This is a genomic window from Streptomyces sp. NPDC047880, assembly GCF_040706515.1.
Lineage (GTDB): Bacteria > Actinomycetota > Actinomycetes > Streptomycetales > Streptomycetaceae > Streptomyces.
This window is the reverse complement of record NZ_JBEZOK010000003.1, coordinates 284,945-309,111: the sequence shown is the minus strand read 5'-3', so window position 1 is coordinate 309,111 and position 24,167 is coordinate 284,945. Positions and strand designations below refer to the sequence as shown.

Genomic DNA, 24,167 nt, shown 5'->3' with positions numbered 1-24,167 from the left:
GGAAAGAATAAGGACCGGCCGAGGGCGGCCGGTCCGGATCGCCGGAGGTGCGCGGTGGCCTGGTGGACATGGCTGATCGTGGTGATCGCGGCGCTCGCCGCCGTCCTGGCGGTGTCCCTCGCCGTGCAGGCGGGCCGCCGGTCGGGGACCGTCATCGCGGTCCGGCGCCGGCCCGGCGGGAAGGGTCTGCGATGAACGAGCTGCTTGCCGCGCGCAGCCTGACGACCCTGCCCGTCGTCACCCTGGGCGGCGACGCGGTCGCTCAGGTCAAGGACACCGTCTTCGACGCCGCCGGCGGCCGGATCACCGGATTCACGCTGAGCGGGCGCGGCCTGCTGAGCGGCCCGCTGAAGCAGAGCCTGCCGTGGCCGGCGGTGCACTCCCTGGGCCCCTACGCGGTCATGGTCCGCGATGCCCACGCCCTCCAGGACACCTCCGCGGTGGTGGCCCGCCGCGAGGCCCAGCAGGGCCGGGTGCTGCACGCGAAGGTGCTGACCGACGAGGGCGCCGAGGTGGGCACGGTGCTCGACGTGATCGTCGAGGGCGGAACCAGTGGGCGCGTCGTGGGGTTCCGGATCGCCGCGGGCAAGGCACTGGTGCAGGGCTCGCGACGCCGCCGGCACCGGGTGTACGTGCCGCGCGGCGACACGCTCGCCGTCTCGGGCCGCGCCCTGGTCATCCCGGCGGACGCCACCCGCTACGTCGCCGACGACCTGCCGGCCTTCGTCGCCCGGGTCGGTGCCTTCCGGGCCGGGCATGAGGGGTCGGCGCCATGATGCTGTTCTCCGAGGCACGGGGCCTGCCGGTGCTGACGCTGGCGGAGGCGGAGGACGTCGGCACCCTGCGGTCGCTGACGGTCGACGCCGAGTCCGGTGTGGTCACGCACGTCCGGGTGCGGGGCCGGCACTCCCGCAAGGAGACCGTGCTGGCCTGGGGCGCCCTGCACGCCATCGGCCGGGACGCGGTACTGGTCCGCTCGACCGCCGCGCCGGCCGAGGTGCCGCCGCACCACGAGCTGCCGGGCCTCAGGATCCTCACCGAGCGGGGCGACACGCTCGGCACGGTCCAGGACGTCGCGTTCGAACCCGGGACGGGCCGCGTCGACGCGGTCGTCACCGCCCACGGCGACATCCCGGCCGACCGGCTGCTCGGACTCGGCGACTACGCCCTGGTGGTCCGGGCCGCCTGAGCCGGCCGGGTCACGAGGCCGGGGCCTGGTCCGTCGTACCGGCGCCGGTGTCGCCCCCGGTGTTGCTGCCGGGCGGGGGCGGGGTGTCGGACGACGGCTCGTTCGTCGTCGGCCCGGGCGTGTCCGAGGTCGTGGGCGGTTCACTCGTGGGCGGTCCGGACGACGTCGAGTCCGTGGGTGCCGTGGGGGTGGTGACGCTCGCCGACGGGGACGGCTTGTCGGGCTTATGGGTCTTGTGGTCCTTCTTGCCCGTGTCACCCGCCTCGCGCTTGAACCACTCACCGTCGGGTTCGCACATCACGAAGACGTCGACGGGCTGCCGCGCGGGCGTCACCGTCACGACGTTCGACGACTTGTAGCCCGGCCACGCGGCGCCGGTCGTCTTGGGTGCGCTCTGCGTGGCGACCGGCGGGGACAGCGGGTTGCCGCACGCACACCGCACCCGGGGCACGCCGCGGTCGTCGACGAGGACGGCCGTGCCGGCCTGCATGACGGCCTGGTAACTGGTGGGGGCGCCGTTCCGGTAGCCGTGGTTGGTCACGCGGGTGTCCATGCGCAGTTGCACGGGAGTGAGCGAACGCAGGTAGGCGGGGACCTCGGACGGCTGGATCCGGACGACCGAGGCGAAAGCGCGCTCCTTGTCCGGGGCGTCCTCGAAGTACGCGATCTGCTTCTCCACGTCGCAGCTGGCGACGTTGCGGGTGCCGCCGTACAGGCCGGGCGCGCTGCCGGTCACACCCCGCACGGCGTTCTGCGGGGCCGATTCGGTGGCCCCCGAGGGCGTGACCGGGGAGGCGGAGCTGTCCTCCTGGGCCGTCGACTCGGTGAACTCGTCCGGGCCGGTGTCGGCCGCGGGCTGGAGGAACACCTCGCCGCTGGCGGTGCTGGTACCGCCGTCGGACGCGCCGGTGCCGCCGTTGTCGGGCCGGGAGAGCACCACGGCCAAGACCACCGCGGCCACCACGGCGGTGGCGACGATCGCGACCCGGGGCACGGACCCCCACCACGGGCGGCGGGGCTCCGGCTCCTTGCCGCCTCCGCTCGGCGGCTCCTCGGGCGGGCCGCCGCCACCCGGGGGCGGCTGGGAGGGACCCGACAGCGGGCCCGAGGGAGGTCCTGTGGGACGGCCGGACGACGGTGGATCGACGCTCACAAGTCTTCTCCCGCGTGGGTTCCCTGCGGCCTTCACACACCCGGAGACATTGATCCCGGTTCAGGCAGCTTCTTCCACTACGAGTTCATTGTGTGCCCCGGTCCCGTGCGCCCCGCAAGCCGACGCGGACGGACCTCTCCGGCAGGCGATCCGGGTGAGGCCTGCTTAGCGTGGCAGCGTGAGTTCGCGCACCCCCTCCGGTCAGGCACGCACCTCCGGCCAGCGGGCCGTCGCCCGCCATGGCTGGGTGCACGCCCTCGTCACGGTGCTCGGCGGGCTGCTCGCCATGGCGGTGGTCGCCGCGCTCGGCCTGTGGGCGGCCGGGGCCGGGGACCTGCCGGACGGATCCTTCGGCCCCGTCGTGGCGGCCGCCCTGGTCACCTCTGTCGGCGGCACGGTGAAACTCGCCGGAAGCGCCGGCGACCTGGCCGAGACGCAGGCGGCTTTGACGGTGATTCCGTTGTCGGTCACGCTCACCGGGGCGCTGGTGCTCGCCTGGGGGTTCCTGCAGCCGCTGAGGCACCGCGCGGTCGCCGGTGCGGCGGAGCTGGCCGGCTGGGCCGGCCGGGTGGCGGCCCTGTGGCTGCTCGCGCTGATCGGCCTGACGCTCGCCGCCCGTCACACCTTCGACATCTCCCTCGGGGACGCCGCGCTCGGCGAACTCGGCGATCTGTTCGGCGCGTCCCCGCAGCTCGGCTTCACCACCGACGTCCCCCTGTCCGTCTTCGTCGGCGTGGTGTGGCTGGCCGGTGTGCTGGTGCTGGCGCTGCTGGTGTCGCGCGGGGCACCGTTGCCCGCGGGACTGCTCCGCTTCCAGGCGTCGGTGCGGCCGGCCGCGTACGCGATGGTCGCTCTGCTGCTGGCGTGTGTCGTCATCGGCGTGGTCGTCGCCCTGGTCGTCGCCGCGACCCAGGGGAACGCGCGGGAGACGTTCGCGGTGATCCTGCTCGGCCTCCCCAACCTCGTGTGGCTGGCGTTCACGATCGGGCTCGGCGCCACCTGGAACGGCAGGGTGGAGGGGCCGTTCGGGCTCCCCATGCCGCATGTGCTCGACGAGGTGCTGCGCACCCCGGACGTGTCCGAGCTGAACCTGCGGACCCTCGCCGAGCACGACGGCCGGGTGTGGTGGCTGCTGGTCGTCGACGTCGTGCTGCTGCTGGCCGCCGGGTTCGTGATGGCAGCCCGGTCACCGGCCCGGGTGCGGGCCTGGCAGCACGCCCTGCACATGGCGGTCGCCCTGGGACTCACCGTGTTCACGATCTGCCTCGTCGGGCGCGTGTCCGCGCACTTCGGCCTGTCCGTGCTGGGCATCGGTGACCTGGGCGGCGGACTCGGAGGGGATCTGTTCCTGCGGCCCAAGTTGTGGGGTGCCGTGGGCCTGGCCATTCCGTGGGGGCTGGCGGCCGGGTTCACCGGGGCCCTGCTGGCGCGTCGCGTACGGAGGCGGGGCGAGGTGCGCACCGGCGGCGAGAGCTGACCGGGAGCTGACGCGGCGCCCTACCGCCGCTGCACGAAGACCGGTTCGGCCCAGCGCGGCGGTGGTTTGGGCCGCTCCTCCCCCGTGCCCGGCAGGTGCCGGTCCACCCATGGGGGCGTTCTCGGGGCGTCGGTCCCGCCACCGGTCGTCACGGCGCGCAGTGCGGCCACGAAGGCGAGGCAGGACGGGTAGCGGTCGTCGGGGCTCTTGGCGAGGGCCTGCGCGAAGACGGGGTCCACCCGCGGGTCGAGGTCGGGCCGGTCCTCGGTCAGCGGCGGCGGCTCGTCGTACTGGTGCGCCCAGAGCAGGGCCATGTCGTCGTCGCGGAGGAAGGGCGGATGACCGGCCAGGGTCTCGAAGACGACGCAGGCGAAGCCGTACACGTCACAGCGGGCATCGACCGGTTTGCCGGAGATCTGCTCGGGGGCGACGTAGTCGAGCGTGCCGACGAACTGGCCGACCGTGGTGAAGCCGGTCAGCGACAGCGACTTCTTCGTCAGGCCGAAGTCGGTGAGGTAGACGTGCTCGGGGTGGTCGCTGTCGGTGCCGCGGGCCACCAGGATGTTGCCGGGCTTGACGTCCCGGTGGACCAGTCCGTGGTCGTGGGCCGCGTCGAGCGCGGAGGCCACCTGGGCGGCGACGCGCACGGCGGTGACAGGCGGCATGGGGCCCTCGCGGTCGAGGACGTGCCGCAGGTCGCTGCCGGGGACGTACCGCATGGCGATGTACAGCACACCGTCCGTCTCACCGGCCTCGAACACCGGCACGATGTGCGGGTGGTCGATGGCTGCGGCGGCCCGTGACTCGTGGGTGAAGCGGCGGCGGAAGGTGTCGTTGCGGGCGAGTTCGGGGGCGAGGAGCTTGAGGGCCACGGTGCGTTCCAGGCGCAGGTCGCGGGCCCGGTACACGACGGCCATGCCGCCTCGCCCGATCTCCTGCTCGATCCGGTACCCGGCGATCTGCTGCCCGATCAGCTCGGAGGGACGCCCCGAGAACAGGCTCGTCTGGCGGTTCACCGGCCGTCACCCTCGGGCGGGACGACGCGGGTGGGCTCGTGCCCCACGACCCGCGTGGGCGGCGCCGCGGCCGGACGGTCTCCCTCACCCTCACTCTCGCCGGTGTCCTCCCGGTCCCCGGAGGTGATCAGGCGCGTGGGTTCGGGAGCATCGGGCGCCACCACGCGCGTCGGTTCGGGAGCGTCGGGCGCCACCACGCGCGTGGGCTCCAGAGGCCCGGCAGGGGCGGCCCGGGCGGCCCCCTTCGGCTCGGGCGTTTCCGGGGTCACCACCCGTGTGGGCTCCGGCGGCCCGGGGGACGCGACGCCCGCGGGTTCGGGGGCCTCGGGCGGTACCACCCGCGTAGGGGGATGCACTGGCGCTCCGGCCCGGCGGGACGCCGGTTCGGCTTGGTGGGACGCCGGTTCCGCTTCGGGTGTCTCGTCCGTGGCGTAGGTGTTCATCCGGCTGCCGTCGGCGTACACCCAGTGCCCGTGGGCGGAGTCGTAGAGCCACACGGACTCGCCGTCGACGACGACGCCGATCCGCATGCCGTGGGTGCGGGTGCGGAACGACTCGCGGTCGAGGCCCGCCGCGAGATCCTCCACCGCGGAGCGGTACCGCGCCAGGGCTTCCTGCGCCCGCCCCAGCAGCGGCCGCGGATCCGCCGCACGGGTGAGGGGCCCGTCCGCGGCGGGCGGGTCCTGCGGTACGGCGACCAGACGGCGGCCGTCGACCCAGGCGGACCAGCCGTTGAAGCACAGCACGTGCCCCCAGTCGCCCTGCCGCTCCAGCAGCTGCACCGGCAGCAGGGGGTCGAGGTCCACGGTGGGCCGGGCCGGGTCGGGGGCCTCCCAGGCGGGCATCCCGTGCTGCGGGACGACGTGCGTGGGCCGGAAGCCGGGAGTCGTCATCGGCGCTCCCTACTTCCGCATGACGGCCGGTTCGTGCCGGCGCAGCATGCGGGACACCAGGAACCCGAAGAGCACCGACAGCACGACCAGCATCCCCACGTCCAGCAGCCATGTGCCCGCCGAGTGCTCGAACAGCGGGTCCTTCGTCAGGTCGTCGGGCACGATCCGGCCCAGTCCGACGGTGCCGGCCATCGCGGCCAGCGCCCAGCGCGCCGGCACCAGCCAGCCCAGCTGCTCGAGGCCGGGTGTGTCCGCCAGCTTCAGCAGGGCCCCGCAGAACACGACCTGGACGATGGCGATGAGCACCAGCAGCGGCATCGTCACCTCTTCCTTGCGCACCAGGGCCGAGACGAGCAGGCCGAGCATCATCGCCGTGAACGCCAGCAGGGCGACGGCGACGGTGATCTCCACCAGGGGCGGCATCAGCACGCCTTCTCCACCCGGGGCGTTGAGGTCCACCCCGAGCAGGGCGACCAGGGTCAGCACCACCGCCTGGAGCACGGTGATGACGCCCAGGACGATGACCTTGGACATCAGGTACGCCGATCTGGACAGGCCCACCGCCCGTTCCCGCTGGTAGATCACGCGTTCCTTGACGAGTTCGCGGACGGCGTTGGCGGCGCCGGTGAGCACCGCGCCGACGCACAGGATGAGCAGCGCGTTCATCGCCGTGTCCTGCGTCAGCTTGCCGCCCGCCAGGGCGCGGGCCATCGCACCCATCACGAACGGCAGGGCGATCATGATGATCAGGAAGGTGCGGTCGGCGCTCAGCGCGGCCGCGTACCGGCGCACCAGCGTGCCGAGTTGGGCACCCCGGCTGCGCGGCCGGGGCGGGGCCGTGATGACGACGGGCTCGGACCGGGGCTGCTGGGGCTGGGCGGAGGCGTCGGCCACGTACCGTCCGTGGAAGGGCGAGGCGAGGTACTCCCCGGCCCAGTCACGTGCCGTGTCCCGGTCGAAGGCCTCGAAGGCCTCCGGCCACTCCTCGAAGCCGAAGTAGGGCAGGGCGTCCTCGGGCGGCCCGTAGTAGGCGATCTTCCCGCCGGGGGCGAGCACGAGGAGCCGGTCGCAGACGTCCAGGCTGAGCACGCTGTGAGTGACGACGATGACGGTCCTGCCGTCGTCGGCGAGGCCGCGGAGCATGTGCATCACCGAGCGGTCCATGCCGGGGTCGAGGCCGGAGGTCGGCTCGTCGAGGAACAGCAGCGACGGCTTCGTCAGCAGCTCCAGGGCCACGCTGACGCGCTTGCGCTGGCCGCCGGAGAGGCTGTGCACGGGCTGGTCGGCGCGCTGTTCCAGGCCGAGTTCGCGGATGACCTCGTCCACCCGGGCGCGCCGCTCGGCCTTGGCGGTGTCCTGCGGGAAGCGCAGTTCGGCGGCGTAGGAGAGGGCTTTGCGGACGGTCAGCTGCGCGTGCAGGATGTCGTCCTGCGGTACCAGGCCGATGCGCTGGCGCAGCTCGGCGTAGTCGCGGTAGAGGTCGCGGCCGTCGTAGAGGACGGTGCCGTGGTTCGCGGGCCGCTGGCCGGTGAGGGCGTTGAGGAGCGTGGACTTGCCGGCGCCGCTCGGGCCGACGACGGCGAGCAGGCACTTCTCCCCCACCGGGAAGGACACGTGGTCCAGCAGCGTCTTGCGGCCGCGGTCGACGCTGACGGCGAGGTCCTGCACGTCGAGGGAGACCTCGCCGGTGTCGACGTACTCCTGGAGCTGGTCGCCGACGAGGCAGAACGCCGAGTGTCCGATGCCGACGATGTCACCCTGGCCGACGGGGGCGCTGGTGACGGGGCTGCCGTTGAGGTAGGTGCCGTTGTGACTGCCCAGGTCGGTGATCTCGTAGGTGCCGTCGGGCAGGGCGCGCAGTTCGGCGTGCCTGCGGGAGACCACGAGGTCGTCGATGACCAGGTCGTTGTCGCCGGCGCGGCCGATGCGGACGGTGCGGGTGGGCAACGGCCGTACGGTCGTGGGCTGCCGGTAGGTGCCGGTGTGGGCGGGCATGGAGACGGCGGAGGGGCGTTCCACGCGGCGCGGGGCGGGGGCGGGGCGGCCGGTCAGGGTCATGCGGGGTCCGTCGGCCGGATTGCCGAAGCGGATGACGCTGCCGGGTCCGACGTTCCATGCGTGGATGCGCCGGCCGTCGGCATAGGTGCCGTTGGTGCTGTCCTCGTCCTCGATGGTCCAGTGGCCGTCCTCCGGCTTCAGCACCGCGTGGTGCCAGGAGACCCGGTCGTCGTCGATGACGACGTCGCTCAACGGGTCGCGCCCCACGTGGTAGTCGCGGCCCGGGATCATCACGGTGGTGCCCGTCTCCGTCTCCAGGACGAGCTCTGGTGCTACCGAGGGTTGCGCCATGGTCAAGATTCTACCGATTTGCCCTGGTCTGCGCCTGGGCGCAGCTGCGCAGGTCAGCCGACGGAAAGGCCGACGAAGGGGGCGGTGCGCTGCATCCGCAGGGCGTCGACGGACTCGGCGAGCAGTTCGTATTCGGTGGTGTCGTCACTGGTGGCGATGCGCACCAGCCGTCCGGCCGCCAACTCCTCGGCGACCCGCTCCTGCTGGGCGGGATCGGCGCACCAGGCGCGCAGCAGCCCGGGCACGTCGGGCACGGTGGGGGCGACCGGCACGAGCGCGCCCGGCGGTAAGTGCTCGTCATCGGGCCGGGGATCGAGGCGCTGGGCGATCCAGGAGGCGCGGTCGCGCAGCCACCACAGCGCGAGCGCGAGGGTCGGCGCCCGGTACGTTCCGAGGGGCACTCCGATGCGGCGGCCGTCGCAGACCCCGTACGCCGTGACGTGGCACAGGAACTCGTCGTGCACGTGACCCTCCCCCGTTGCCCTGCCCGTCCGCCGGCCCGGCCTGGCTTGGCCGGCGGCTCGCGTGCTGTGCGTGAGGGCGCCGTCGCTGGATGTGAAAAGCGCTCTCGCAGGTCAGTATGTTCACTACTGAACCACTGTCACCACGACTTTCCGGCCACTCTCCTGGCATATTCACCTCCCGAGTTGGCCGAAATGCGGCGAGGGGTCGCAGCGGCCGGGTGATCGACGCTCCCGGCAGGTGCGGGCAAGGTGGTCGTACCGGGTCCACCACGAGCGGAATCCGGGCCCTGACCAGCACGTACGACCCATTGGAGGCTGATCGCCCATGTCCGCAACCGCCCACCGTCACGAGGACGCCGTCGCCCGCTACTTCGAGGCCTGGAACGCCGAGGACCCGGCGGCACGCGCCACAGCGGTCGCCGCCGCCTGGACCGAGGAGGGCGGTTACACGGATCCGATGGCCGACGTCAGGGGTCACGAGGGGATCGCCGCGATGATCGCGGCGGCCCGGGAGCAGTTCCCGGGGTTCGAGTTCCGTCTCACCGGCGGGGTCGGCGGTCACCACGACATCGCCCGCTTCTCGTGGGAACTGGTGAGCACCGCCGACGGCTCCGCGCCGGTCGCCGGGTCGGATGTGATCACCCTGGACGGCCAGGACCGGATCAGGTCCGTGCTCGGGTTCCTGGACCGGGTGCCCGCCGGGGCGTGAGGCCGGCGCCGCGATGAGTTCTCCGGCCTCCGGCGGTCTGCACGAGGGAGAGGCCGCCGGCCACCGGAGGACGTCATGGCCACCACAGGAGACCTGGACGCGGAGTTCACCGCGGTCCTGCGCAAGAGCCCCGCCGAGGGCGGCTGGACCTATCTGGTCTGGCCCCGGTCCGTCGAGTTCTTCGGCACCCGCGGCCTGGTCAAAGTCCGCGGGACGATCGACGGGCACCCGTTCCGCAGCTCCTTCATGGCCCTGGGGGACGGCACGCACAAGCTGCCCGTGAAGGCGGACATCCGCAAGGCCATCGGCAAGGAGGAGGGCGACACGGTGACCGTGCGCCTCGAGGAACGGATCGGCTCGTGACCCGGTCCGCTCGTGGCCCGGATGCCCGGGGGTGGCTGCCCCGGGCGGGCGGAACCGCTACTGCTTGACGATGGCGTCGATCCGGGCCAGCTCGTCCGCGTCGAAGTCGAGGTTGCGGATGGCGCCGACGCTGTCCTCGATCTGCCGCGCGCTGCTCGCGCCGACCAGCGCGGAGGTGACCCGGCCGCCGCGCAGCACCCAGGCCAGGGCCATCTGTGCCAGCGTCTGACCGCGCGACGTGGCGATGTCGTTCAGGTCGCGCAGCCGGCCCACCAGGTCCTCGGTGAGCGCGTCCGAGTTCAGGAAGGGGCTGTCGCTCGCGGCCCGGGAACCCTCGGGGATGCCGTCGAGGTAGCGGGCGGAGAGCACGCCCTGCTCCAGCGGGGAGAAGACGATGGAACCGACCTCGAGCTCGTCGAGGGCGTCGAGCAGGCCTTCGTCCTCGGGGCGGCGGTCCAGCATCGAGTAGCGCGGCTGGTGGATGAGGAGCGGGGTGCCCAGCTCGCCCAGGATGCGGGCGGCCTCGCGGGTCTGCTCCGCGGAGTAGTTGGAGACGCCGACGTAGAGCGCCTTGCCCTGCTGCACCGCCGAGTGCAGGGCCCCCATCGTCTCCTCGAGCGGGGTGTCGGGGTCGGGGCGGTGCGAGTAGAAGATGTCGACGTAGTCGAGGCCCATGCGCTTCAGGCTCTGGTCGAGCGAGGACAGCACGTACTTCCGGGAACCCCACTCGCCGTAAGGGCCGGGCCACATCAGGTAGCCGGCCTTGGTGGAGATCACCAGCTCGTCCCGGTACGGCGCGAAGTCCTGCTTCAGGAACTCGCCCAGCGCGGACTCGGCGGCGCCGGGCGGCGGGCCGTAGTTGTTGGCGAGGTCGAAGTGGGTGACGCCGAGATCGAAGGCGCGGCGCAGGATGGCGCGCTGCGTCTCGACGGGCCGGTCCGGGCCGAAGTTGTGCCACAGACCGAGCGAGAGCGCGGGGAGCTTCAGACCGCTGCGTCCGGTGCGCCGGTAGGGCATGTCCGCGTAGCGGTCGGGGTGTGCGGTGTACAACGCGACTCCAGAGGGGTTGGCACGGTCGGGAGGAACCGGTGTCCACTCTCGCGTGACCTGCGCCCATGCGTCCAACAGAAGAATCCGATGGAATTCAGCGGCTAGGCTTCTCAGTCATGGAACTGCGTCACTTGCAGCACTTCGTCGCGGTCGCCGAGGACCAGCACTTCACCCGCGCGGCGGAACGCCTCCTGGTGTCCCAGTCGGGCCTGTCGGCGTCCATCCGGGCGCTGGAGCGGGAGCTGCAGACGCCGCTGTTCGTGCGCACGACCCGCCGGGTGACGCTCACCCCGGCCGGACGGGCGCTGCTCGGTGAGGCGGAGCGAATTCTGGCACAGGTGCGCTCGGCCCACGAGGCGGTGGCCGCGGTGCAGGGCGTGCTGCGCGGGATGCTCGCGCTCGGGTCGGAGCAGTGCATCGCCGGGGTGCATGTGGCGGGGCTGCTGGCGGCGTTCCGGCGGCGCCACCCGGACGTGGAGATCTGCCTGCGTCAGGCGGGCTCGGGGGCCCTCGCGGAGGAGGTCGCGGCCGGGCGCCTGGATCTGGCGTTCGCCGTGCGCACCGCCCAGGAGGACACCGACCAGCTGCGCGCCGTGCCGCTGACGAGCGAGCCGATGACGGTGCTGTGCCATCCGAGCCACCGGCTCGCCTCGGCCGGGGTCGCGGTGACTCCGGAGGACCTCGGCGGTGAGGTCTTCGTCGACTTCCATCCGGACTGGGGACCGCGGCGCACCACCGACGCCGCCTTCACAGCGGCCGGTGTCCGCCGGAGCGTCGCACTGGAGGTGAACGACGTGCACAGCCTTCTCGACCTGGTGGACGAGGATCTGGGCATCGCCGTGGTGCCGCGCCATTTCCGGCACAAGCGCGCCTCGCTGACCGCCCTGCCGGTGAAGGGTGCCGGGGACGCCGTGTACGAGACGGTGGCGCTGCTGCCGCCCGAGCAGGCGACCAGTCCGGCGGCCCGGGCGCTGATGACGCTGCTGGACGCAGGAGGCCCGGTACCGCCGCCGGAGGGTGCCCAGGCCGGCTGACCCTCCGGCGCGCGAGCCGCCCCGGCGATCATCGTTCCCCGTGGCAGAGGCTGGCCGGATCGCCGACGTGGCCGAGGCCGGCCGAATTGCCGACGTGGCCGAGGCCGGCCGGATCGCCGACGCGTGATCCCCGGCGATGCGCGATGGTGGAGCTATGCACGCGAAGGACATCCTCATCGACGGTTTCAACCGCATCCGCGAAGAAGTCCACGCCACCGTCGAGGGTCTCGGGCCGGACGAGTTGATCGCCCGCCCCTCCCCCGACACCAACTCGATCGCCTGGCTGGTCTGGCACCTCACCCGCGTCCAGGACGACCACATGGCCGACGCCTTCGGCCTCGAACAGGTGTGGCTGTCCCAGGACTGGGAGAAGCGCTTCGGTCTCGAGCTGCCCCGCCGCGACACGGGTTACGGCCACAGCCCCGCCAAGGTCGCACGGGTCCGGGTCGACTCCGGCGAGCTGCTGACCGGCTACCACGACGCCGTGCACGAACAGAGTGTGGGTGCCCTGCGGGGCCTCGCCGCCAAGGACCTGGAACGCGTCATCGACGAGCGCTGGGACCCGCCGGTCACCCTGGGCGTGCGGCTGGTCAGCGTCCTGTCCGACGATCTCCAGCACATCGGACAGGCCGCCTACCTGCGGGGGCTGCTTCAGAGCGCGGCGGCGTAACCGGGCAGCACCGCGTCCCGGATGAGGGCGTTCCGCTCGTCGAACGGGATGAACGCGCTCTTCAGGGCGTTGACGGTGACCGTGCGCAGGTCCTCCACTGTCCAGCCCGCCTGCTCGACCAGCAGGGACATCTCCCGGGTCATCGTCGTGCCCGACACCAGGCGGTTGTCGGTGTTGAGGGTGACGCGGAAGCCGAGGTCCTTGAGCGCGGTGATCGGGTGCTCGGCGATCGACGTGGCGGCGCCCGTCTGGAGGTTGGACGTCGGGCACATCTCCAGGGCGATGCGCCGGTCGCGCACCCAGCCCGCGAGCCTGCCGAGCTTGCCGGCCGCGAGGTCCGGGATGTCGTCGGTGATCCGCACGCCGTGCCCGATGCGCTGGGCGCCGCAGACCTGAAGGGCCTGGTGGATGCTGGGCAGGCCGTGCGCCTCACCGGCGTGGATGGTGAACGGCACGTTCTCGCGACGCAGGTGCTCGAAGGCCGCGAGGTGGTCGGCGGGCGGGAAGCCGTCCTCGGCGCCGGCGATGTCGAAGCCGACGACCCCGGCGTCGCGGAACGCCACGGCCAGGTCGGCCGCCTCGCGCACCCGGTCGAACATCCGCATCCCGCACAGCAGGGTGCCGACCCGCACCGGGGTGCCCGCGGCAGCCGCCTTCGCCATGCCCGCCGCAAGGCCCTCCTGGACCGTCTCCACGACCTCGGCCATGGTCAGTTCGCCGTTGGTGTTCAGCTCCGGGGCGTAGCGCACCTCGCCGTACACGACCCCGTCGGCGGCCAGGTCGAGCACGTACTCCTCGGCCGTGCGCAGCAGGCCCTCGCGGGTCTGCATCACGGCGAGGGTGTGCTCGAAGGTGGCTATGTAGCGCACCAGGTCGCCGGAGTTGGCGGCCTCGTAGTACCAGGCGGCGAGCTCGTCCGGGTCGGTGGTGGGCAGGGTGTGGCCGACCGCCTCGGCGAGCTCCACCACGGTGGCGGGGCGCAGGCCGCCGTCGAGGTGGTCGTGCAGCACGGCCTTCGGGAGGCGGCGGATCAGATCGGTGTCTACGCGCGTGGCAGTCATGGTGGGTCTTTCCTCGAGCGGGTGGTTCGAGCCGGCGGGTGCGAAGCGGCGGGGAAGGGGTCAGTCGGCGGGCTGGAGCAGGTCCCAGCGGTTTCCGTACAGGTCCTCGAAGACGGCGACGGTCCCGTACGGCTCGTGCCGCGGATCCTCCAGGAAGGTCACACCGGCGGCTGTCATCCGTGCGTGATCGCCGGCGAAGTCCTCGGTGTGCAGGAAGAACCCGACCCGTCCGCCCGTCTGGCTCCCGACCCGGGCGGCCTGAGCCTCCCCCTTGGCCCGGGCCAGCAACAGGCCGGGGCCGATACCCGGAGTGCCGGGTTCGACGACGACCCAGCGGGATCCGTCGGGCCGGGGGGCGTCCTCGGCGAGCCGGAATCCGAGGGCCTCGGTGTAGAAGCGGATCGCCTCGTCGTAGTCGTCGACGACGAGGGTGACCAGGGCGATACGTCTCATCAGGGCCTCTCGGGGCGGGCGGTTGACCGGTGAGGTTATACGTAAAACTCGGCCGATGGCAACTGCCCGGCGGGCTGAGCCGGCCTCCTGTAACTACTAGTATGTACAGTCCTCGCCCAACGCCCTGCCGGAGGTCCCATGCCTTTCGTCCGTATCGACACGCTCCGGGCCGGACCCGAGCGCCTCGCCGCACTGGGCCGGGCCGTGCACGACGCCCTGACCGAGACGATCGGCATACCGCCCGACGACCGGTTCCAGGTCCTGGTGGACCACGACGGCACGAGCGGCACCCTGCGCTGCGACGACCACCTCGGCGTGCACCGCGACGAGGGCATCGTCTACGTCGCGATCACCCTGCGCTCCGGTCGCACACCCGCGCAGAAGCGGGCCCTGTATCGCAGGACCGCCGAACTCGCCCACGCCTGCGCGGGCACCGAGCCGCGGAACGTGTTCATCGTGCTGACCGAGAACGGCCCGGCCGACTGGTCGCTGGGCGAGGGGGCGGCGCAGTATCTGGAGCCCTGGGGTCTGTCGTTCGGATCAGGCCGCAGGAAAGCAACGGTGCTGTCCGGTGCCGGTGAGCGAGGGCTGGTGCGTCAGCCGCAAGGCGGAGGAGGGAGTCGACGCGGAGCGTCGGCGACCGACGACGACGCCGCAGAGGTGCGTGCCGGCCCTCGCGTCTGCGGCGTGATCGGAACGACGGACCCCAGGCCGTGTCCGCGCAGTCCCGCCTGCCGCGCGACGCCCGGCACTCCCCCTGGCTCTTCGAGACAGGACCCCCACTCGCCGCACCGGGCGAAGCCCCGAGCACGTCCCGTACGAGGGTCTTCGCCCGGTGTGCCGGGAGGGCACCGCGTACTGGTGGTACTCGAGGGAGGGCGTCCGGGCCGTGCAGAGGCGCCTCAGCCGGCTTCGCGGCGCGGGGTGCCGAGCAGGTGCAGCTCCTCGCCGGTGAGGCGGATCGCGCCCGCTGCCACGTTCTCCGTGAGGTGGCCGGGGTCGCCGGTTCCCGGGATGGCGAGGACGTGCGGCCCCTGGTGCAGGGTCCAGGCGATGCGGATCTGGGCGGGGCTCGCGCCGTGGGCCCGGGCCACGGCGAGGACGTCCTCGTCGTGGGCGGTGACGGCGCCGAGCTCACCGGCCTCGCCCGCGACGGCGTAGAACGGCACGAAGGCGATGCCCTGTTCACCGCAGCGGCGGAGCACTTCATCGGCGTCGGGGTCGGGGCGGTCGAGGGCGTACCGGTTCTGGACGCAGACCACGGGGGCTATGGCCTGAGCCTCGGCGAGATGGCGGGCCGTGACGTTGGAGACGCCGAGGTGGCGGATCAGGCCGGCCTCACGCAGCTCCGCGAGTGCGCCGAAGTGCTCGGTGACGGATTCCCACGCGGGCATCCGGCGCAGGTTGACCACGTCCAGGTGGTCGCGGCCGAGCTGGCGCAGGTTCTCCTCCACATGGCCGCGCAGATCCTCGGGGCGGGCCGAGGTGGCCCACGTGCCGTCGTAGGCGCGACAGGGGCCCACCTTGGTGACGATGACCAGGTCGTCGGGGTAGGGCGCGAGGGCGCTGTTGATGAGTTCGTTGGCGGAGCGCAGGGACGAGAAGTAGAAGGCCGCCGTGTCGATGTGGTCGACGCCGAGGTCGATCGCCTTGCGCAGGACGGCGATCGAGCGGTCGCGGTCGCTCGGGGTGCCGTGGTGGAAGGCGGCGCTGCCCGTCAGCCGCATCGCGCCGAAGCCGACGCGGTGGACGGGCAGGTCGCCGAGTTGCCAGGTGCCCGCGGCGGCCGCGGTGATCGTCTGTGTGCTCATCGGCGGAGTCTCACACAGGACGCCCGGGCCGGCGCAGCCGGTTTACGGGTACGTGTACGTGTTCAGGGCGGTGACGGCGGAGGCGGGGTCGCCGCGGTCGTAGTGGTCCACGGCAAGGAAGTTGGGCTTCTTGCGGGCGGCGGGCTGACAGAACCTCCGGGCGCGGTCGGCGAGTTTGGTGTTGTCGGTACCTGCCGTGCCGGCGAGCGGGACGTCGCGGAAGTGGTTCATGACGAACAGCGGACGGAATCCGGGCTCGGTGCGGGTCAGCGGGACGTTGGTGTCGGGGCCGTACCAGCGGCTGTAGCAGGACCAGTCGGAGGAGCCGAGGCCCGGGCCCATCGACCAGTAGTTCTCGACGGTCCATTCGCGCTGGTACATGACGCCGAAGCTGTCCCGGGTCAGGCCCGCGGCCTGGTCGGCGGAGCGGCTGCGGTCGGTGAAGATCAGCAGCCGGTGGCCGGCGGCGGCCAGGTCCGCCATCGCCGGCCAGCCGCTCTGCCGCACGCCGGTGAGATCGGGCCGGTAGAGCACGTCCGACAGACCGTTGACACGGGCGAGTTCGGCGCGCAGGACGGCCGGATCGACGTAGTCCTCCAGGAAGACGGTGACGAACTGGTCGGGGTGGGCCTTCAGGAAGTCGACCATGCGCTGGAGGTCGACCCAGAGGGCCACGGGCCTGCTGACGAGGGTGCAGCTGTTGTGGCAGAGGATCGCGCCGTCGGGAGTCTGGTGGATGTCCAGCATGAATCCGCGGACCCCGTCGGCGAGTTGGCGTTCGATGCCGCGGGTCTGGTTGGGCACGAGATTGACGAAGGGCGGGGCGAAGCCACCGTCGACGCCGTTGGCGTAGGCGTTGTGCGTGGTGAGGAACGTGACCTGGTCCAGGGTGCGCCGGTCCTGCGGCGGCATCGGGGAGGTGGCCGCGTCGACCGGGGTGAGGTACCAGGCGGCGAGGTCGCCGGATGCGCCGAGGGCGAGCCTGGCGGGGTAGGTGGCGCCGGACGGCTTGGGTGCGACCGTGAGGTGGCGGGTGGTTCCCGGGACCTTGAGCGTGTAGCGGTCGGCGCCGATCGGGTCGATCTCCCACCCGGCGTCGGCACTCGCGCAGGCGACGGTCGCGGCCTGGTCCCCGCTGCGGCCGAGGCAACTGCCCGGCGCGACGGTGTTCTCCAGGAGGTACGAGGAGCCGCTCGGCGTCAGCCGCCACTGCTGGCGGTCCTCGTTGCCGCGGGGTCTGTGCTGCTCGACCGCCCCGCCGGTGTCGGCCGCGTTGAGGCCGGTGGTGGCGCTCTGGACGTAGTACGCGCCCGGAGCCGGAGCGGCGGCGGCAGCGGGCTGGGGTGCCACGACCGCGGCGGACAGTGCCGCGGCCGTGGCGAGCAGGGCGTGGGGGGTGCGTAGGCGCATGAGGGATGCCCTTCGGTCAACCGTCAGGTTCATGACATTCCGCATGACACCACGTCGCACGGCCCTGCGTCAGCAGTACAGGTTGCCCCCGGGTGACGTCCCGAGGATCTGTGTGAACCGCTGGTAGTTGTTCACACGGCTCTGCACCTGCGCCGGGTTCTTGCCGTCGCACTCCAGGGAGCCGTTGATGCTGCGGATCGTCTGGCCGAACCCGGCGCCGTTCACCATGGCGTTGTGCGGGGTCATGCTGCCGGGGCCGGTCTGGGTGTTCCAGTACCACAGGGCCGTCTTCCAGGCGACGGCCGAGTCGTTCTGCACCAGCCAGGGGTTGTTCAGCAGGTCGATGCCGAGCGCGTCGCCCGCGGCCTTGTAGTTGAAGTTCCAGCTCAGCTGGATCGGACCGCGCCCGTAGTAGGCGGCCTGCCCGGCCGGACAGCCGTAGGGCCGGCCCCAGTCGCAGTAGTGCGGGTAGTTGGCGGTGTTCTGCTCCACCACGTGCACCAGACCGCCGGTCTCGTGGCTGACGTTGGCGAGGAAGGCGGCGGCCTCCTGCTTCTTCACCGTGTCGCTGCCGGTGTCGGCGAAGCCGGGGTAGGCGCTCAGGGCCGCGGTGAGACCGCTGTAGCTGTAGAACGAATTCCGGTTCGGGAACATCTGGTTGAACTGCGCCTCGCTCACGACGAAGCGCGCGTTGGGCGTGCCCGGACCGCTGTCGCAGGCGTACGGCTCCCAGTACCAGGTGCTGATGACCGGGTCGTAGCCCGGATTGGCGTGCTCGGCGATGTACGCCTTGCCGTCGGTGTAGCGGACGATGTCGCCGGCGGCGTACGACTTTCCGGCCGTCCAGTTCGGGTAGCTGGAGCAGGCGGCGGCCGAGGCGTTCGAGGCGGGCAGGAGCACCGGCGCGGTGCCGGCGAGGGCGAGGGTGGCCAGGACTGCGGAGATACGGCGTCTCGACACGGGTTCAACTCCTTCGCGGAGCACGGCCGCACCCTGACGAGGGCAGGGCGAAGCGGGCCCTCGACCGCACGCACCGGGGGTCCGGTCACGGCGTGGGGGCGGCCGTGGTGGGGGGCTGTGGAGCCACACTCAACCGCGTTGGTCTGTACCAGTCAAGGGTGTAGACCAGTCAGGTACAGACCTGTCGCTTCCGCGCTGGTTGACGGCCCGTCATTCCCCGCCGGGCGCTCACATGTGTGCGGCGTCCTCCAGCGTCGCCGCCGGCCGTTCCAGCAGGGACCGGAGCAGGTCGTCGTCGCCGAACGGGGGCCGGCCGGCGCGGACCGCGCCATCGACGCGCCGCCAGTACTCCTGTCCGCGCGGGGTGAGACGGGCGAGGACGCGGCGCCGGTCGTAGGGATCGGCCCTGCGGTGCACGAGGTTCTGGTCGACGAACTGGTCGACCAGCTTGGTCAGCGTCGGAGGCGGCAGGAAGGCGGACTCGGCGAGCCCGGTCTGTGGTGCCCCTCGCCGTCGGACAGCCTTGCCAGCACCCGCCACGCGTCGAGCGTGCAGCCCTCCGCCTCCAGGGCCCGAGTGGTTCACGGCCGACGACGCCGTGCTCGGCGTGGCCCTCGTCTTCCCTGCGGGGGCCGGCCGGGATCTTCGGGCCCCCTGCGAGCTGTGCGCGCGACTGGCCGCCGCGGAGGTCAACCGGGACGGCGGCGTGCTGGGCAGGGAGCTGCGCCTGGTGCCGGTCGACGGCTCGGGCACGCCGCACGAGACAGCGGACTAGGTCGAGGCGCTGGTGGACCTGGGCGCCGTGGAGGGCGTCACCGGCTGGCACATATCCTCCGTTCGGCGGGCGCTGGCGCCGAGGATCGCGCACCGCGTCCCGTCCATGTACACCGCGCTGTACGAGGGCGGCGAGGACACGGCCTGGGTGTTCCTGACGAGCGAGACCCCGCGCGACCAGCTCCGGCCCGCGATGGAGCTGCCGGCGCGAACGGGGCGTGCGGCGCTGGTTCGTGGTGGGCAACCACTACGCGTGGCCGCGGCACACGGCCCGCTCGGCCCGCCACTACGCCCAGACAGCGGCGGACGCGTCGCCGGCGAGGTGTATCTCCCGCTCGGCACCGAGGACTTCGAGCCGGCGCTGCGCCACGTCGAACGCGCGGACGCGGTGCTGATGCTGCTCGTCGGCAGTGACGCGGTGCGCTTCAACCGGGCGTTCGCGGCACGCGGCCTGCCCACGCGCTGCCTGCGGCTGAGCACGCTGATGGACGAGAACATGCTCGTGGCGAGCGGCCCGGCGGCAGCCGAGGACCTCTACAGCACGGCCGGTTCTTCGCCTCGCTGGCCACGCGCGGCACGCTCGACCTCCACGGGCAGTATGCCGCCCGCTTCGGGGTCGAGGCTCCCGCCCTGGGCAGCCTCGGCAAGTCCTGCTACGAGGGTGTGCTGCTGCCGGCCGCGCTGCTGGGACGGGCCGGGACACTGGACGTCTCGGTGATCGGCGCGGCGGCGGGAGCCGGGGCCGTGTCGTACGACGGCCCGCGCGGACTGCTGCACCTGCGGGACGCCCACGTGCGCCGGCGGATCTATCCGGCTCGGGCCGACGGGCTCGACTTCGACGTGCTCACGGAGCTGGACGCGCGGCCCTGACGGCGAGGCGCCGGCCGACACACCCCCGGATCCCCGCCCCGCGCCGCCCGACCGCGAGAATTCCCCCATGACCACCACACCCCACCCCCTCGTCACCCACGCGCGGCGACTGGCGCACGAGCTCCTCGTCCCGCAGGCCGAACGCGTCGACCAGGAAGGGGTGCCGGCGAGCCATGTCGAGGCGGTGAAACGGGCCGGGCTGCTCGGCGTGGTGGCGCCGCGGGAGTACGGCGGGGCGGACGCGCCGGTGGCCGTGGCCCGGGAGACCGCGGAGATCCTGGCCGGGGCGTGCTGCTCCACCTGGTTCGTGCAGACACAGCACCACACACCGGTGAAGCTGCTCGCCACCTACGACTCGCCGGTCCGGGAGAAGCTGCTGCGTCCGCTGGCGGCCGGAGAGCTGATGGCCGGCATCGCCTTCGCCCATGTCCGCGCCTTCCCCCGGGTGCCGGTGCGGGCCGTTCCCCGGGAGGGCGGCTGGCGGTTCGACGGGAGGGTGCCCTGGTACACGGGCTGGGGTCTGAACGACGTGATGCTGCTGGCCGGGGTGACGGACACGGCCGAGGTGGTGTTCGTGTGCGTCGAGGCGCGCGAACAGCCGGGGCTGACGCCGTCGGCGCCGATGCGGCTCGCGGCCCTGAGCGCCGCCCGTACGGTGTCCCTGGAGCTGGACGGCCTGTGGGTTCCGGACGAGTCCGTCGTACTGCGCGCCCCTCAGGGGGAGTTCGCCCTGGTCGACCTCCCCCGGGCCGCCAACACCAGTCCGGCCGTGTTCGGGGTGGCGTACGCGGCACTGGACCTGGTGGCGCAGACCCCGGACGGCGAGGAGACGGCACGGTCGCTGCGGGCCCGGCTCGACGAAGTCCGCCGGGAGGCCTACGCCCTGGCCGACCGGCCCGCCCCGGCGGACTCCGTCCCGGAACGCCTGGCCGTGAAGACCCATGCATACGGCCTGCTGCGCGCGGCCACGACCGCGGCGATCGTGGCCGGGGGCGGCCGGTCCATGGACCTGGGCAGCCGGGCGCAGCGGCTGGCGCGCGAGGGGATGTTCCTGCTGGTGCAGGGCCAGACGGCCGAGGCGCGCAGGACGCACCTCGGCTCGCTGGCGTCCGGCTAGCCGAGACGGGGCACGGTGGACGCCCGGTCCTTCCGGGTCGGGACCTTCCCGCAGAATTCCGCTTCGATGACGTCCGTGTACAGGGAGGAGTCCGCCAGCCAGTCCCCGTTGACGTTGAAGGTGAGCTGGTGCTCGCCGTCCTGGGTGCCGACCATCGCGGACAGGGAGCCGTTCGTACGGCCGCTCTTGCCCACCACCTTCACCCCGCAGGAGAGCTTCGCGAACTCGACCCCGAGCCCGTACCCGATGCCGTGCCCGGCCGGGACCTCGTCGAACATCTCCTTCAACTGCCGCTGGGGCAGCAAGTGGCCCTTCACCACGGCGCGTTGGAAGCGGTTCAGGTCACCGCTGGTGGAGATGACGTCGCCGGCCGCGCCCAGCCAGGTCATGTTCTGCTCGGTGGCGTCGTGGATCTCGGCGTCGGGGGCGTCCTGGTGGAGCCGGGAGTAGCCGACGGGGTGGGGCTTCGGCATGTGGGGCTCCGTGCCGGGGAACGACGTCCCGCGCAGCTTCAGCGGCCGGAGGATGCGGCGGGTGATCTCCTGGGCGTAACCCTGGCCCGTGACCTTCTCGATGACCATGCCCGCGATGACGAAGTTGGTGTTGGAGTACGACGGTTCACGCTCCGGGCCCTGCGGTGCGCGCCGCAGGGCGATCGCCACGAGTTCCTCGGGCGTGTGGGTGTCGTACCGGTGCTCGGGGAAGCCGGGCCCCGCGCTGTCGTGGCTGAGGACGGGGTCGTCGGTGTAGTTGGCGATGCCGCTGGTGTGGTTGAGGAGTTGACGCAGTGTGACCTTGCCGCCGTCGTAGCCGTTGCCGTGCAGCAGGCCGGGCAGCCATCGCTCGACCGTGTCGTCCAGGTCCAGTCTGCCTTCCGCCTCCAGTTGGAGCAGGACGGTGGCGACGAACGTCTTGGTGATGCTGGCACCGCGGAAGTGATCACCGGCCGACCGCTCGCGGCCGGTGTGGGCGTCCGCGTAGCCGGCCCGGCCGAACCAAGTCCCCTTGCTGTCACGTGCCTTGGCCGCCACTCCGGGCAGCCCGCCCTTCTCGGCCAGTGCGCGTAACGCGGTCCGGGTGGCCTCGTGGCCATGCTGGTGATCCGCTGCCCGGGCCGCCGGGGCGAGTGCCGCCGTTCCGGCGCACAGCGCCACGGCCAGGGCGATCGGGACGGTGCGTGCGGAGCGCTGCTTCATGGGTCTGTGCCTCCTGGTCACCGAGGGGCGGTGCTGCCTCTCGGTGACCAGGACGCCCGCGCCCGGCTCCAGGGTTGATCTTCGGACGTCGCGGTGGCCCGGGTGCCGGCCCGCGACCGGCACGAAGGGTGCCGCGGCGGGCGGGTCAGCCCGCGACGGCCAGCAGCGGGGTGCGGCCGAGCGCCGCGGAGAACTGGTCGACCACCTGGCCGAGCGCCTCGGTGGCGTCCGGCGCGACGGTCAGCGAGCCGTCGTCATGGGCGGTGAGGTCCTTGTCGAGGGTGAACCAGCCCTGCACGATGTGGGCCGCGCCCATGGAGTTGAGGACCGGGCGCAGCGCGTAGTCGATGGCCAGGACGTGGGCGACGCTGCCGCCGGTGGCGAGCGGCAGCACGGTCTTGCCGGCGAGGGCGTACTGCGGGAGCAGGTCCAGCAGGGCCTTCAGGACACCGGAGTAGGACGCCTTGTAGACGGGTGTGCCGACGACGACACCGTCCGCCCGGGCGAACAACTCGGTGGCCTCGACGATGGCGGGGTGGCGGAAGTCCGCGCCGAGCAGGGCCTCGGCGGGGATGGTGCGCACGTCGAGCGGGATCACGTCGTGGCCCTGGGCCGCCAGCCGCCGGTCCAGATGGCGGAGCAGGCGGCTGGTGCGGGAGGAGGCGGAGGGGCTGCCGGAGACGGACAGGACGGTGGCCATGGGTTCTCATTTCCGGGAGAAGGCGCGAGTGCGCGGGGCACCGCCGCGTCCGGGACGTCGCGTCCCACGGGCGTGCCCGGGATGCCGGGTTCAGGGTGAGGGGAACGCACCGCACGGGATGAGCCGTCGGTACGGCACGGGCCGGCAGACGGCGGATACGGCGGCGGTGGGGAGAAGCGGCGGAGCCGGGAGACTCAGGCTGCGGCGCGACAGGAAGCGCTGGAGACGCGGGCGAGGTCGACGTGGCGTCGCCGCGTGAGGTCCAGTCGCATGGTCATGCCATGGATAGTGGCAGTGGCGGTCGTGGGCCGTCAAGGAATGCGCGGCTCATCTCGCATCCCGGACCGGCCGTTTCGGAAGTGCACTCCCGGAAACGCCGTGCGCGCCCGCTCGGTTCGGCATGATCCGAGCGGGCGCGTTCCGTTGCCGGGCGAACGGCGGCGGTCTCAGTCGTCCTCCGCGGGAACGACCACGAGGAAGGCGTCCGACTCCAGGTCCATCACGACGGTGGCCGGTTCGCCCTCGGCGCGGCGGCGTGCCGCGTACTCCTCAGCGGGCCAGGATCCGCGCGGAGACCCCGCCGGGAACCGCTCCAACACCTTCGCGCCGATGGCCGTGGTCACGTCCGCTGCCCTCCCTGTCCCTCGCCGCCCGGTGGGCGACGTCGCCGTCGCTGTCGTACACATCCGGATGCCCCCGATCCGCCCGGACATGTGCCGCGGGGCGGATTTCGCACGCTCCGCCGAGCTCTACACATAAAGGAGAAATAAGAGCAGAATGACACGTACGCGGCGATTACCGCACACCCCTCCAGAAGCGGTCGCCCTGCACCATGAAGGAGACGAGTCATGGCCAACGTCTCGCCCACCAGAGGTGACATCACCACCCACCCCGACGCCTCCGAGATGCGTGACCGCTACGCGCGCGTGCTCGGTGGCCGCGATGTGGCGCTCGTGGACGGACCGGTGTTCCTGCTCGGTCTGTACTGCGCCGCCTCCCCGTGGATAGTCCACTACACGACCAGCCAGCCGGCCCTCGTGACCCACAACCTGATCATGGGTATCGCGATCGGGCTGCTGGCGCTCGGGTTCACTCGCGCTCCCGAGCGCATGTACGGCCTGAGCTGGGCCATGTGCGCCCTGGGGGTGTGGATGATCGTCTCGCCGTGGATCGTCGGCGAGAGCCCGGACGCCGGTGTCGTGTGGAACAACATCATCATCGGCGCACTGGCCGTGATTTTGGGGCTCGTGTGTGCCGGGACGGCGGCGAAGGCCACGCCCAGGCCGTAGCGCCCGCCGGAAGGGAACCGAAGGCCGGTCCGCGCCTGGACCGGCCCGTTCTTGTCCGCCCTCCGGGTGCCGCGCCCGGGAACCACTGCGGCACGGGCCCTCAGTGGTGGCCGGCCGCCCGCATCGCGGCGAGCCCCTCACCGCTCGACGCGTAGCGGG

At 72.4% G+C, this 24,167-nt stretch carries 29 protein-coding genes and 1 pseudogene; 14 read left to right on the top strand and 16 right to left on the bottom strand.

Annotation, left to right across the window (positions count from 1 at the left end; all coding sequences use genetic code 11):
- Positions 1–54: 54 nt before the first annotated feature.
- The 3 genes from AB0937_RS07385 to AB0937_RS07375 are packed head-to-tail and all read left to right on the top strand — an operon-like array spanning position 55 to position 1,189.
- Positions 55–195: a hypothetical protein gene (locus AB0937_RS07385; protein ID WP_366710121.1), complete on the top strand. Its 141-nt coding sequence runs from the start codon at positions 55–57 to the stop codon at positions 193–195.
- A complete protein-coding gene (locus AB0937_RS07380) occupies positions 192–776 on the top strand; it encodes a PRC-barrel domain-containing protein (RefSeq protein ID WP_366710119.1) in 585 nt (194 codons plus the stop codon). Before AB0937_RS07385 ends, AB0937_RS07380 begins: the two co-directional genes overlap by 4 nt.
- Positions 773–1,189, top strand: coding sequence for a PRC-barrel domain-containing protein (locus AB0937_RS07375; RefSeq protein WP_366710118.1), 417 nt, complete (start codon positions 773–775; stop codon positions 1,187–1,189). Before AB0937_RS07380 ends, AB0937_RS07375 begins: the two co-directional genes overlap by 4 nt.
- 10 nt (positions 1,190–1,199) lie before the next feature.
- On the opposite strand, the gene AB0937_RS07370 is transcribed toward AB0937_RS07375, so the two are convergent.
- Complete coding sequence (locus tag AB0937_RS07370; RefSeq protein ID WP_366710117.1) at positions 1,200–2,342, bottom strand: DUF6777 domain-containing protein; 1,143 nt, start codon at positions 2,340–2,342, stop codon at positions 1,200–1,202.
- 178 nt (positions 2,343–2,520) lie between these two features.
- Between AB0937_RS07370 and AB0937_RS07365 the strand changes: the two genes are divergently transcribed.
- A complete protein-coding gene (locus AB0937_RS07365) occupies positions 2,521–3,819 on the top strand; it encodes a streptophobe family protein (RefSeq protein ID WP_366710116.1) in 1,299 nt (432 codons plus the stop codon).
- A gap of 20 nt (positions 3,820–3,839) precedes the next feature.
- Here AB0937_RS07365 and AB0937_RS07360 read toward each other — a convergent pair whose 3' ends face one another.
- The 4 genes from AB0937_RS07360 to AB0937_RS07345 are packed head-to-tail and all read right to left on the bottom strand — an operon-like array spanning position 3,840 to position 8,541.
- Positions 3,840–4,835, bottom strand: coding sequence for a serine/threonine-protein kinase (locus AB0937_RS07360; protein ID WP_366710114.1), 996 nt, complete (start codon positions 4,833–4,835; stop codon positions 3,840–3,842).
- Complete coding sequence (locus AB0937_RS07355) at positions 4,832–5,728, bottom strand: hypothetical protein (RefSeq protein WP_366710112.1); 897 nt, start codon at positions 5,726–5,728, stop codon at positions 4,832–4,834. The genes AB0937_RS07360 and AB0937_RS07355 overlap by 4 nt, the downstream gene beginning before the upstream one ends.
- 9 nt (positions 5,729–5,737) lie before the next feature.
- Positions 5,738–8,077: an FHA domain-containing protein gene (locus AB0937_RS07350; RefSeq protein ID WP_366710111.1), complete on the bottom strand. Its 2,340-nt coding sequence runs from the start codon at positions 8,075–8,077 to the stop codon at positions 5,738–5,740.
- A gap of 53 nt (positions 8,078–8,130) precedes the next feature.
- A complete protein-coding gene (locus AB0937_RS07345) occupies positions 8,131–8,541 on the bottom strand; it encodes a hypothetical protein (protein WP_366710109.1) in 411 nt (136 codons plus the stop codon).
- Between the two features lie 325 nt (positions 8,542–8,866).
- On the opposite strand from AB0937_RS07345, the gene AB0937_RS07340 reads away from it, so the two are divergent.
- Positions 8,867–9,250 (top strand): nuclear transport factor 2 family protein, encoded by a 384-nt coding sequence (locus AB0937_RS07340; RefSeq protein WP_366710108.1) that lies wholly within the window; start codon positions 8,867–8,869, stop codon positions 9,248–9,250.
- Between the two features lie 75 nt (positions 9,251–9,325).
- Complete coding sequence (locus AB0937_RS07335; RefSeq protein ID WP_366710106.1) at positions 9,326–9,613, top strand: DUF1905 domain-containing protein; 288 nt, start codon at positions 9,326–9,328, stop codon at positions 9,611–9,613.
- Between the two features lie 57 nt (positions 9,614–9,670).
- Here AB0937_RS07335 and mgrA read toward each other — a convergent pair whose 3' ends face one another.
- Complete coding sequence (gene mgrA / locus AB0937_RS07330) at positions 9,671–10,663, bottom strand: L-glyceraldehyde 3-phosphate reductase (protein ID WP_366710105.1); 993 nt, start codon at positions 10,661–10,663, stop codon at positions 9,671–9,673.
- A 116-nt stretch (positions 10,664–10,779) separates the two neighbouring features.
- Between mgrA and AB0937_RS07325 the strand changes: the two genes are divergently transcribed.
- Entirely contained in the window at positions 10,780–11,697 is a 918-nt protein-coding gene (locus tag AB0937_RS07325) for a LysR substrate-binding domain-containing protein (protein ID WP_366710104.1), read from the top strand.
- Positions 11,698–11,851: 154 nt separating this feature from the next.
- A complete protein-coding gene (locus tag AB0937_RS07320) occupies positions 11,852–12,367 on the top strand; it encodes a DUF664 domain-containing protein (protein WP_366710103.1) in 516 nt (171 codons plus the stop codon).
- Here AB0937_RS07320 and AB0937_RS07315 read toward each other — a convergent pair.
- Both AB0937_RS07315 and AB0937_RS07310 read right to left on the bottom strand, forming a co-directional pair.
- On the bottom strand, positions 12,349–13,428 hold the full coding sequence (locus AB0937_RS07315; protein ID WP_366710101.1) for an adenosine deaminase: 1,080 nt from the start codon (positions 13,426–13,428) through the stop codon (positions 12,349–12,351). The genes AB0937_RS07320 and AB0937_RS07315 overlap by 19 nt on opposite strands.
- 60 nt (positions 13,429–13,488) lie before the next feature.
- Entirely contained in the window at positions 13,489–13,881 is a 393-nt protein-coding gene (locus AB0937_RS07310; RefSeq protein WP_366710099.1) for a VOC family protein, read from the bottom strand.
- 138 nt (positions 13,882–14,019) lie between these two features.
- Here AB0937_RS07310 and AB0937_RS07305 point away from each other — a divergent pair.
- A pseudogene (locus AB0937_RS07305) lies at positions 14,020–14,400 on the top strand (tautomerase family protein); the annotation flags it as partial.
- Positions 14,401–14,783: 383 nt separating this feature from the next.
- On the opposite strand, the gene AB0937_RS07300 reads toward AB0937_RS07305, so the two are convergent.
- The 4 genes from AB0937_RS07300 to AB0937_RS07285 all read right to left on the bottom strand — a co-directional run bounded on the left by AB0937_RS07300 (position 14,784) and on the right by AB0937_RS07285 (position 18,602).
- Positions 14,784–15,692 (bottom strand): oxidoreductase, encoded by a 909-nt coding sequence (locus AB0937_RS07300; protein WP_366710097.1) that lies wholly within the window; start codon positions 15,690–15,692, stop codon positions 14,784–14,786.
- Positions 15,693–15,734: 42 nt separating this feature from the next.
- On the bottom strand, positions 15,735–17,102 hold the full coding sequence (locus AB0937_RS07295; protein ID WP_366710095.1) for a phospholipase: 1,368 nt from the start codon (positions 17,100–17,102) through the stop codon (positions 15,735–15,737).
- Positions 17,103–17,171: 69 nt separating this feature from the next.
- Positions 17,172–18,062, bottom strand: a complete 891-nt coding sequence (locus AB0937_RS07290) for a glycoside hydrolase family 19 protein (protein WP_366710094.1) — start codon at positions 18,060–18,062, stop codon at positions 17,172–17,174.
- Between the two features lie 228 nt (positions 18,063–18,290).
- Positions 18,291–18,602, bottom strand: a complete 312-nt coding sequence (locus tag AB0937_RS07285; protein ID WP_366710092.1) for a MarR family transcriptional regulator — start codon at positions 18,600–18,602, stop codon at positions 18,291–18,293.
- Between the two features lie 67 nt (positions 18,603–18,669).
- On the opposite strand from AB0937_RS07285, the gene AB0937_RS07280 reads away from it, so the two are divergent.
- The 4 genes from AB0937_RS07280 to AB0937_RS07265 all read left to right on the top strand — a co-directional run bounded on the left by AB0937_RS07280 (position 18,670) and on the right by AB0937_RS07265 (position 20,823).
- Positions 18,670–18,837, top strand: a complete 168-nt coding sequence (locus tag AB0937_RS07280) for an ABC transporter substrate-binding protein (protein ID WP_366710091.1) — start codon at positions 18,670–18,672, stop codon at positions 18,835–18,837.
- Positions 18,838–18,849: 12 nt separating this feature from the next.
- A complete protein-coding gene (locus AB0937_RS07275; protein WP_366710090.1) occupies positions 18,850–19,554 on the top strand; it encodes an ABC transporter substrate-binding protein in 705 nt (234 codons plus the stop codon).
- Complete coding sequence (locus tag AB0937_RS07270) at positions 19,551–19,706, top strand: hypothetical protein (RefSeq protein ID WP_366710089.1); 156 nt, start codon at positions 19,551–19,553, stop codon at positions 19,704–19,706. Before AB0937_RS07275 ends, AB0937_RS07270 begins: the two co-directional genes overlap by 4 nt.
- Before the next feature lie 67 nt (positions 19,707–19,773).
- Positions 19,774–20,823 (top strand): acyl-CoA dehydrogenase family protein, encoded by a 1,050-nt coding sequence (locus AB0937_RS07265; protein WP_366710087.1) that lies wholly within the window; start codon positions 19,774–19,776, stop codon positions 20,821–20,823.
- On the opposite strand, the gene AB0937_RS07260 is transcribed toward AB0937_RS07265, so the two are convergent.
- The 4 genes from AB0937_RS07260 to AB0937_RS07245 form a co-directional block, all read right to left on the bottom strand.
- Positions 20,820–22,019, bottom strand: a complete 1,200-nt coding sequence (locus AB0937_RS07260) for a serine hydrolase domain-containing protein (protein ID WP_366710086.1) — start codon at positions 22,017–22,019, stop codon at positions 20,820–20,822. The two genes, AB0937_RS07265 and AB0937_RS07260, sit on opposite strands and share 4 nt — an antisense overlap.
- A gap of 145 nt (positions 22,020–22,164) precedes the next feature.
- Positions 22,165–22,719, bottom strand: a complete 555-nt coding sequence (gene ssuE / locus AB0937_RS07255) for an NADPH-dependent FMN reductase (protein WP_366710084.1) — start codon at positions 22,717–22,719, stop codon at positions 22,165–22,167.
- 194 nt (positions 22,720–22,913) lie between these two features.
- On the bottom strand, positions 22,914–22,991 hold the full coding sequence (locus AB0937_RS07250; protein ID WP_351405193.1) for a putative leader peptide: 78 nt from the start codon (positions 22,989–22,991) through the stop codon (positions 22,914–22,916).
- A 174-nt stretch (positions 22,992–23,165) separates the two neighbouring features.
- A complete protein-coding gene (locus tag AB0937_RS07245) occupies positions 23,166–23,342 on the bottom strand; it encodes a hypothetical protein (RefSeq protein ID WP_366710083.1) in 177 nt (58 codons plus the stop codon).
- Positions 23,343–23,567: 225 nt separating this feature from the next.
- Between AB0937_RS07245 and AB0937_RS07240 the strand changes: the two genes are divergently transcribed.
- On the top strand, positions 23,568–24,008 hold the full coding sequence (locus AB0937_RS07240; protein ID WP_366710081.1) for an SPW repeat protein: 441 nt from the start codon (positions 23,568–23,570) through the stop codon (positions 24,006–24,008).
- Positions 24,009–24,167 lie beyond the last annotated feature (159 nt).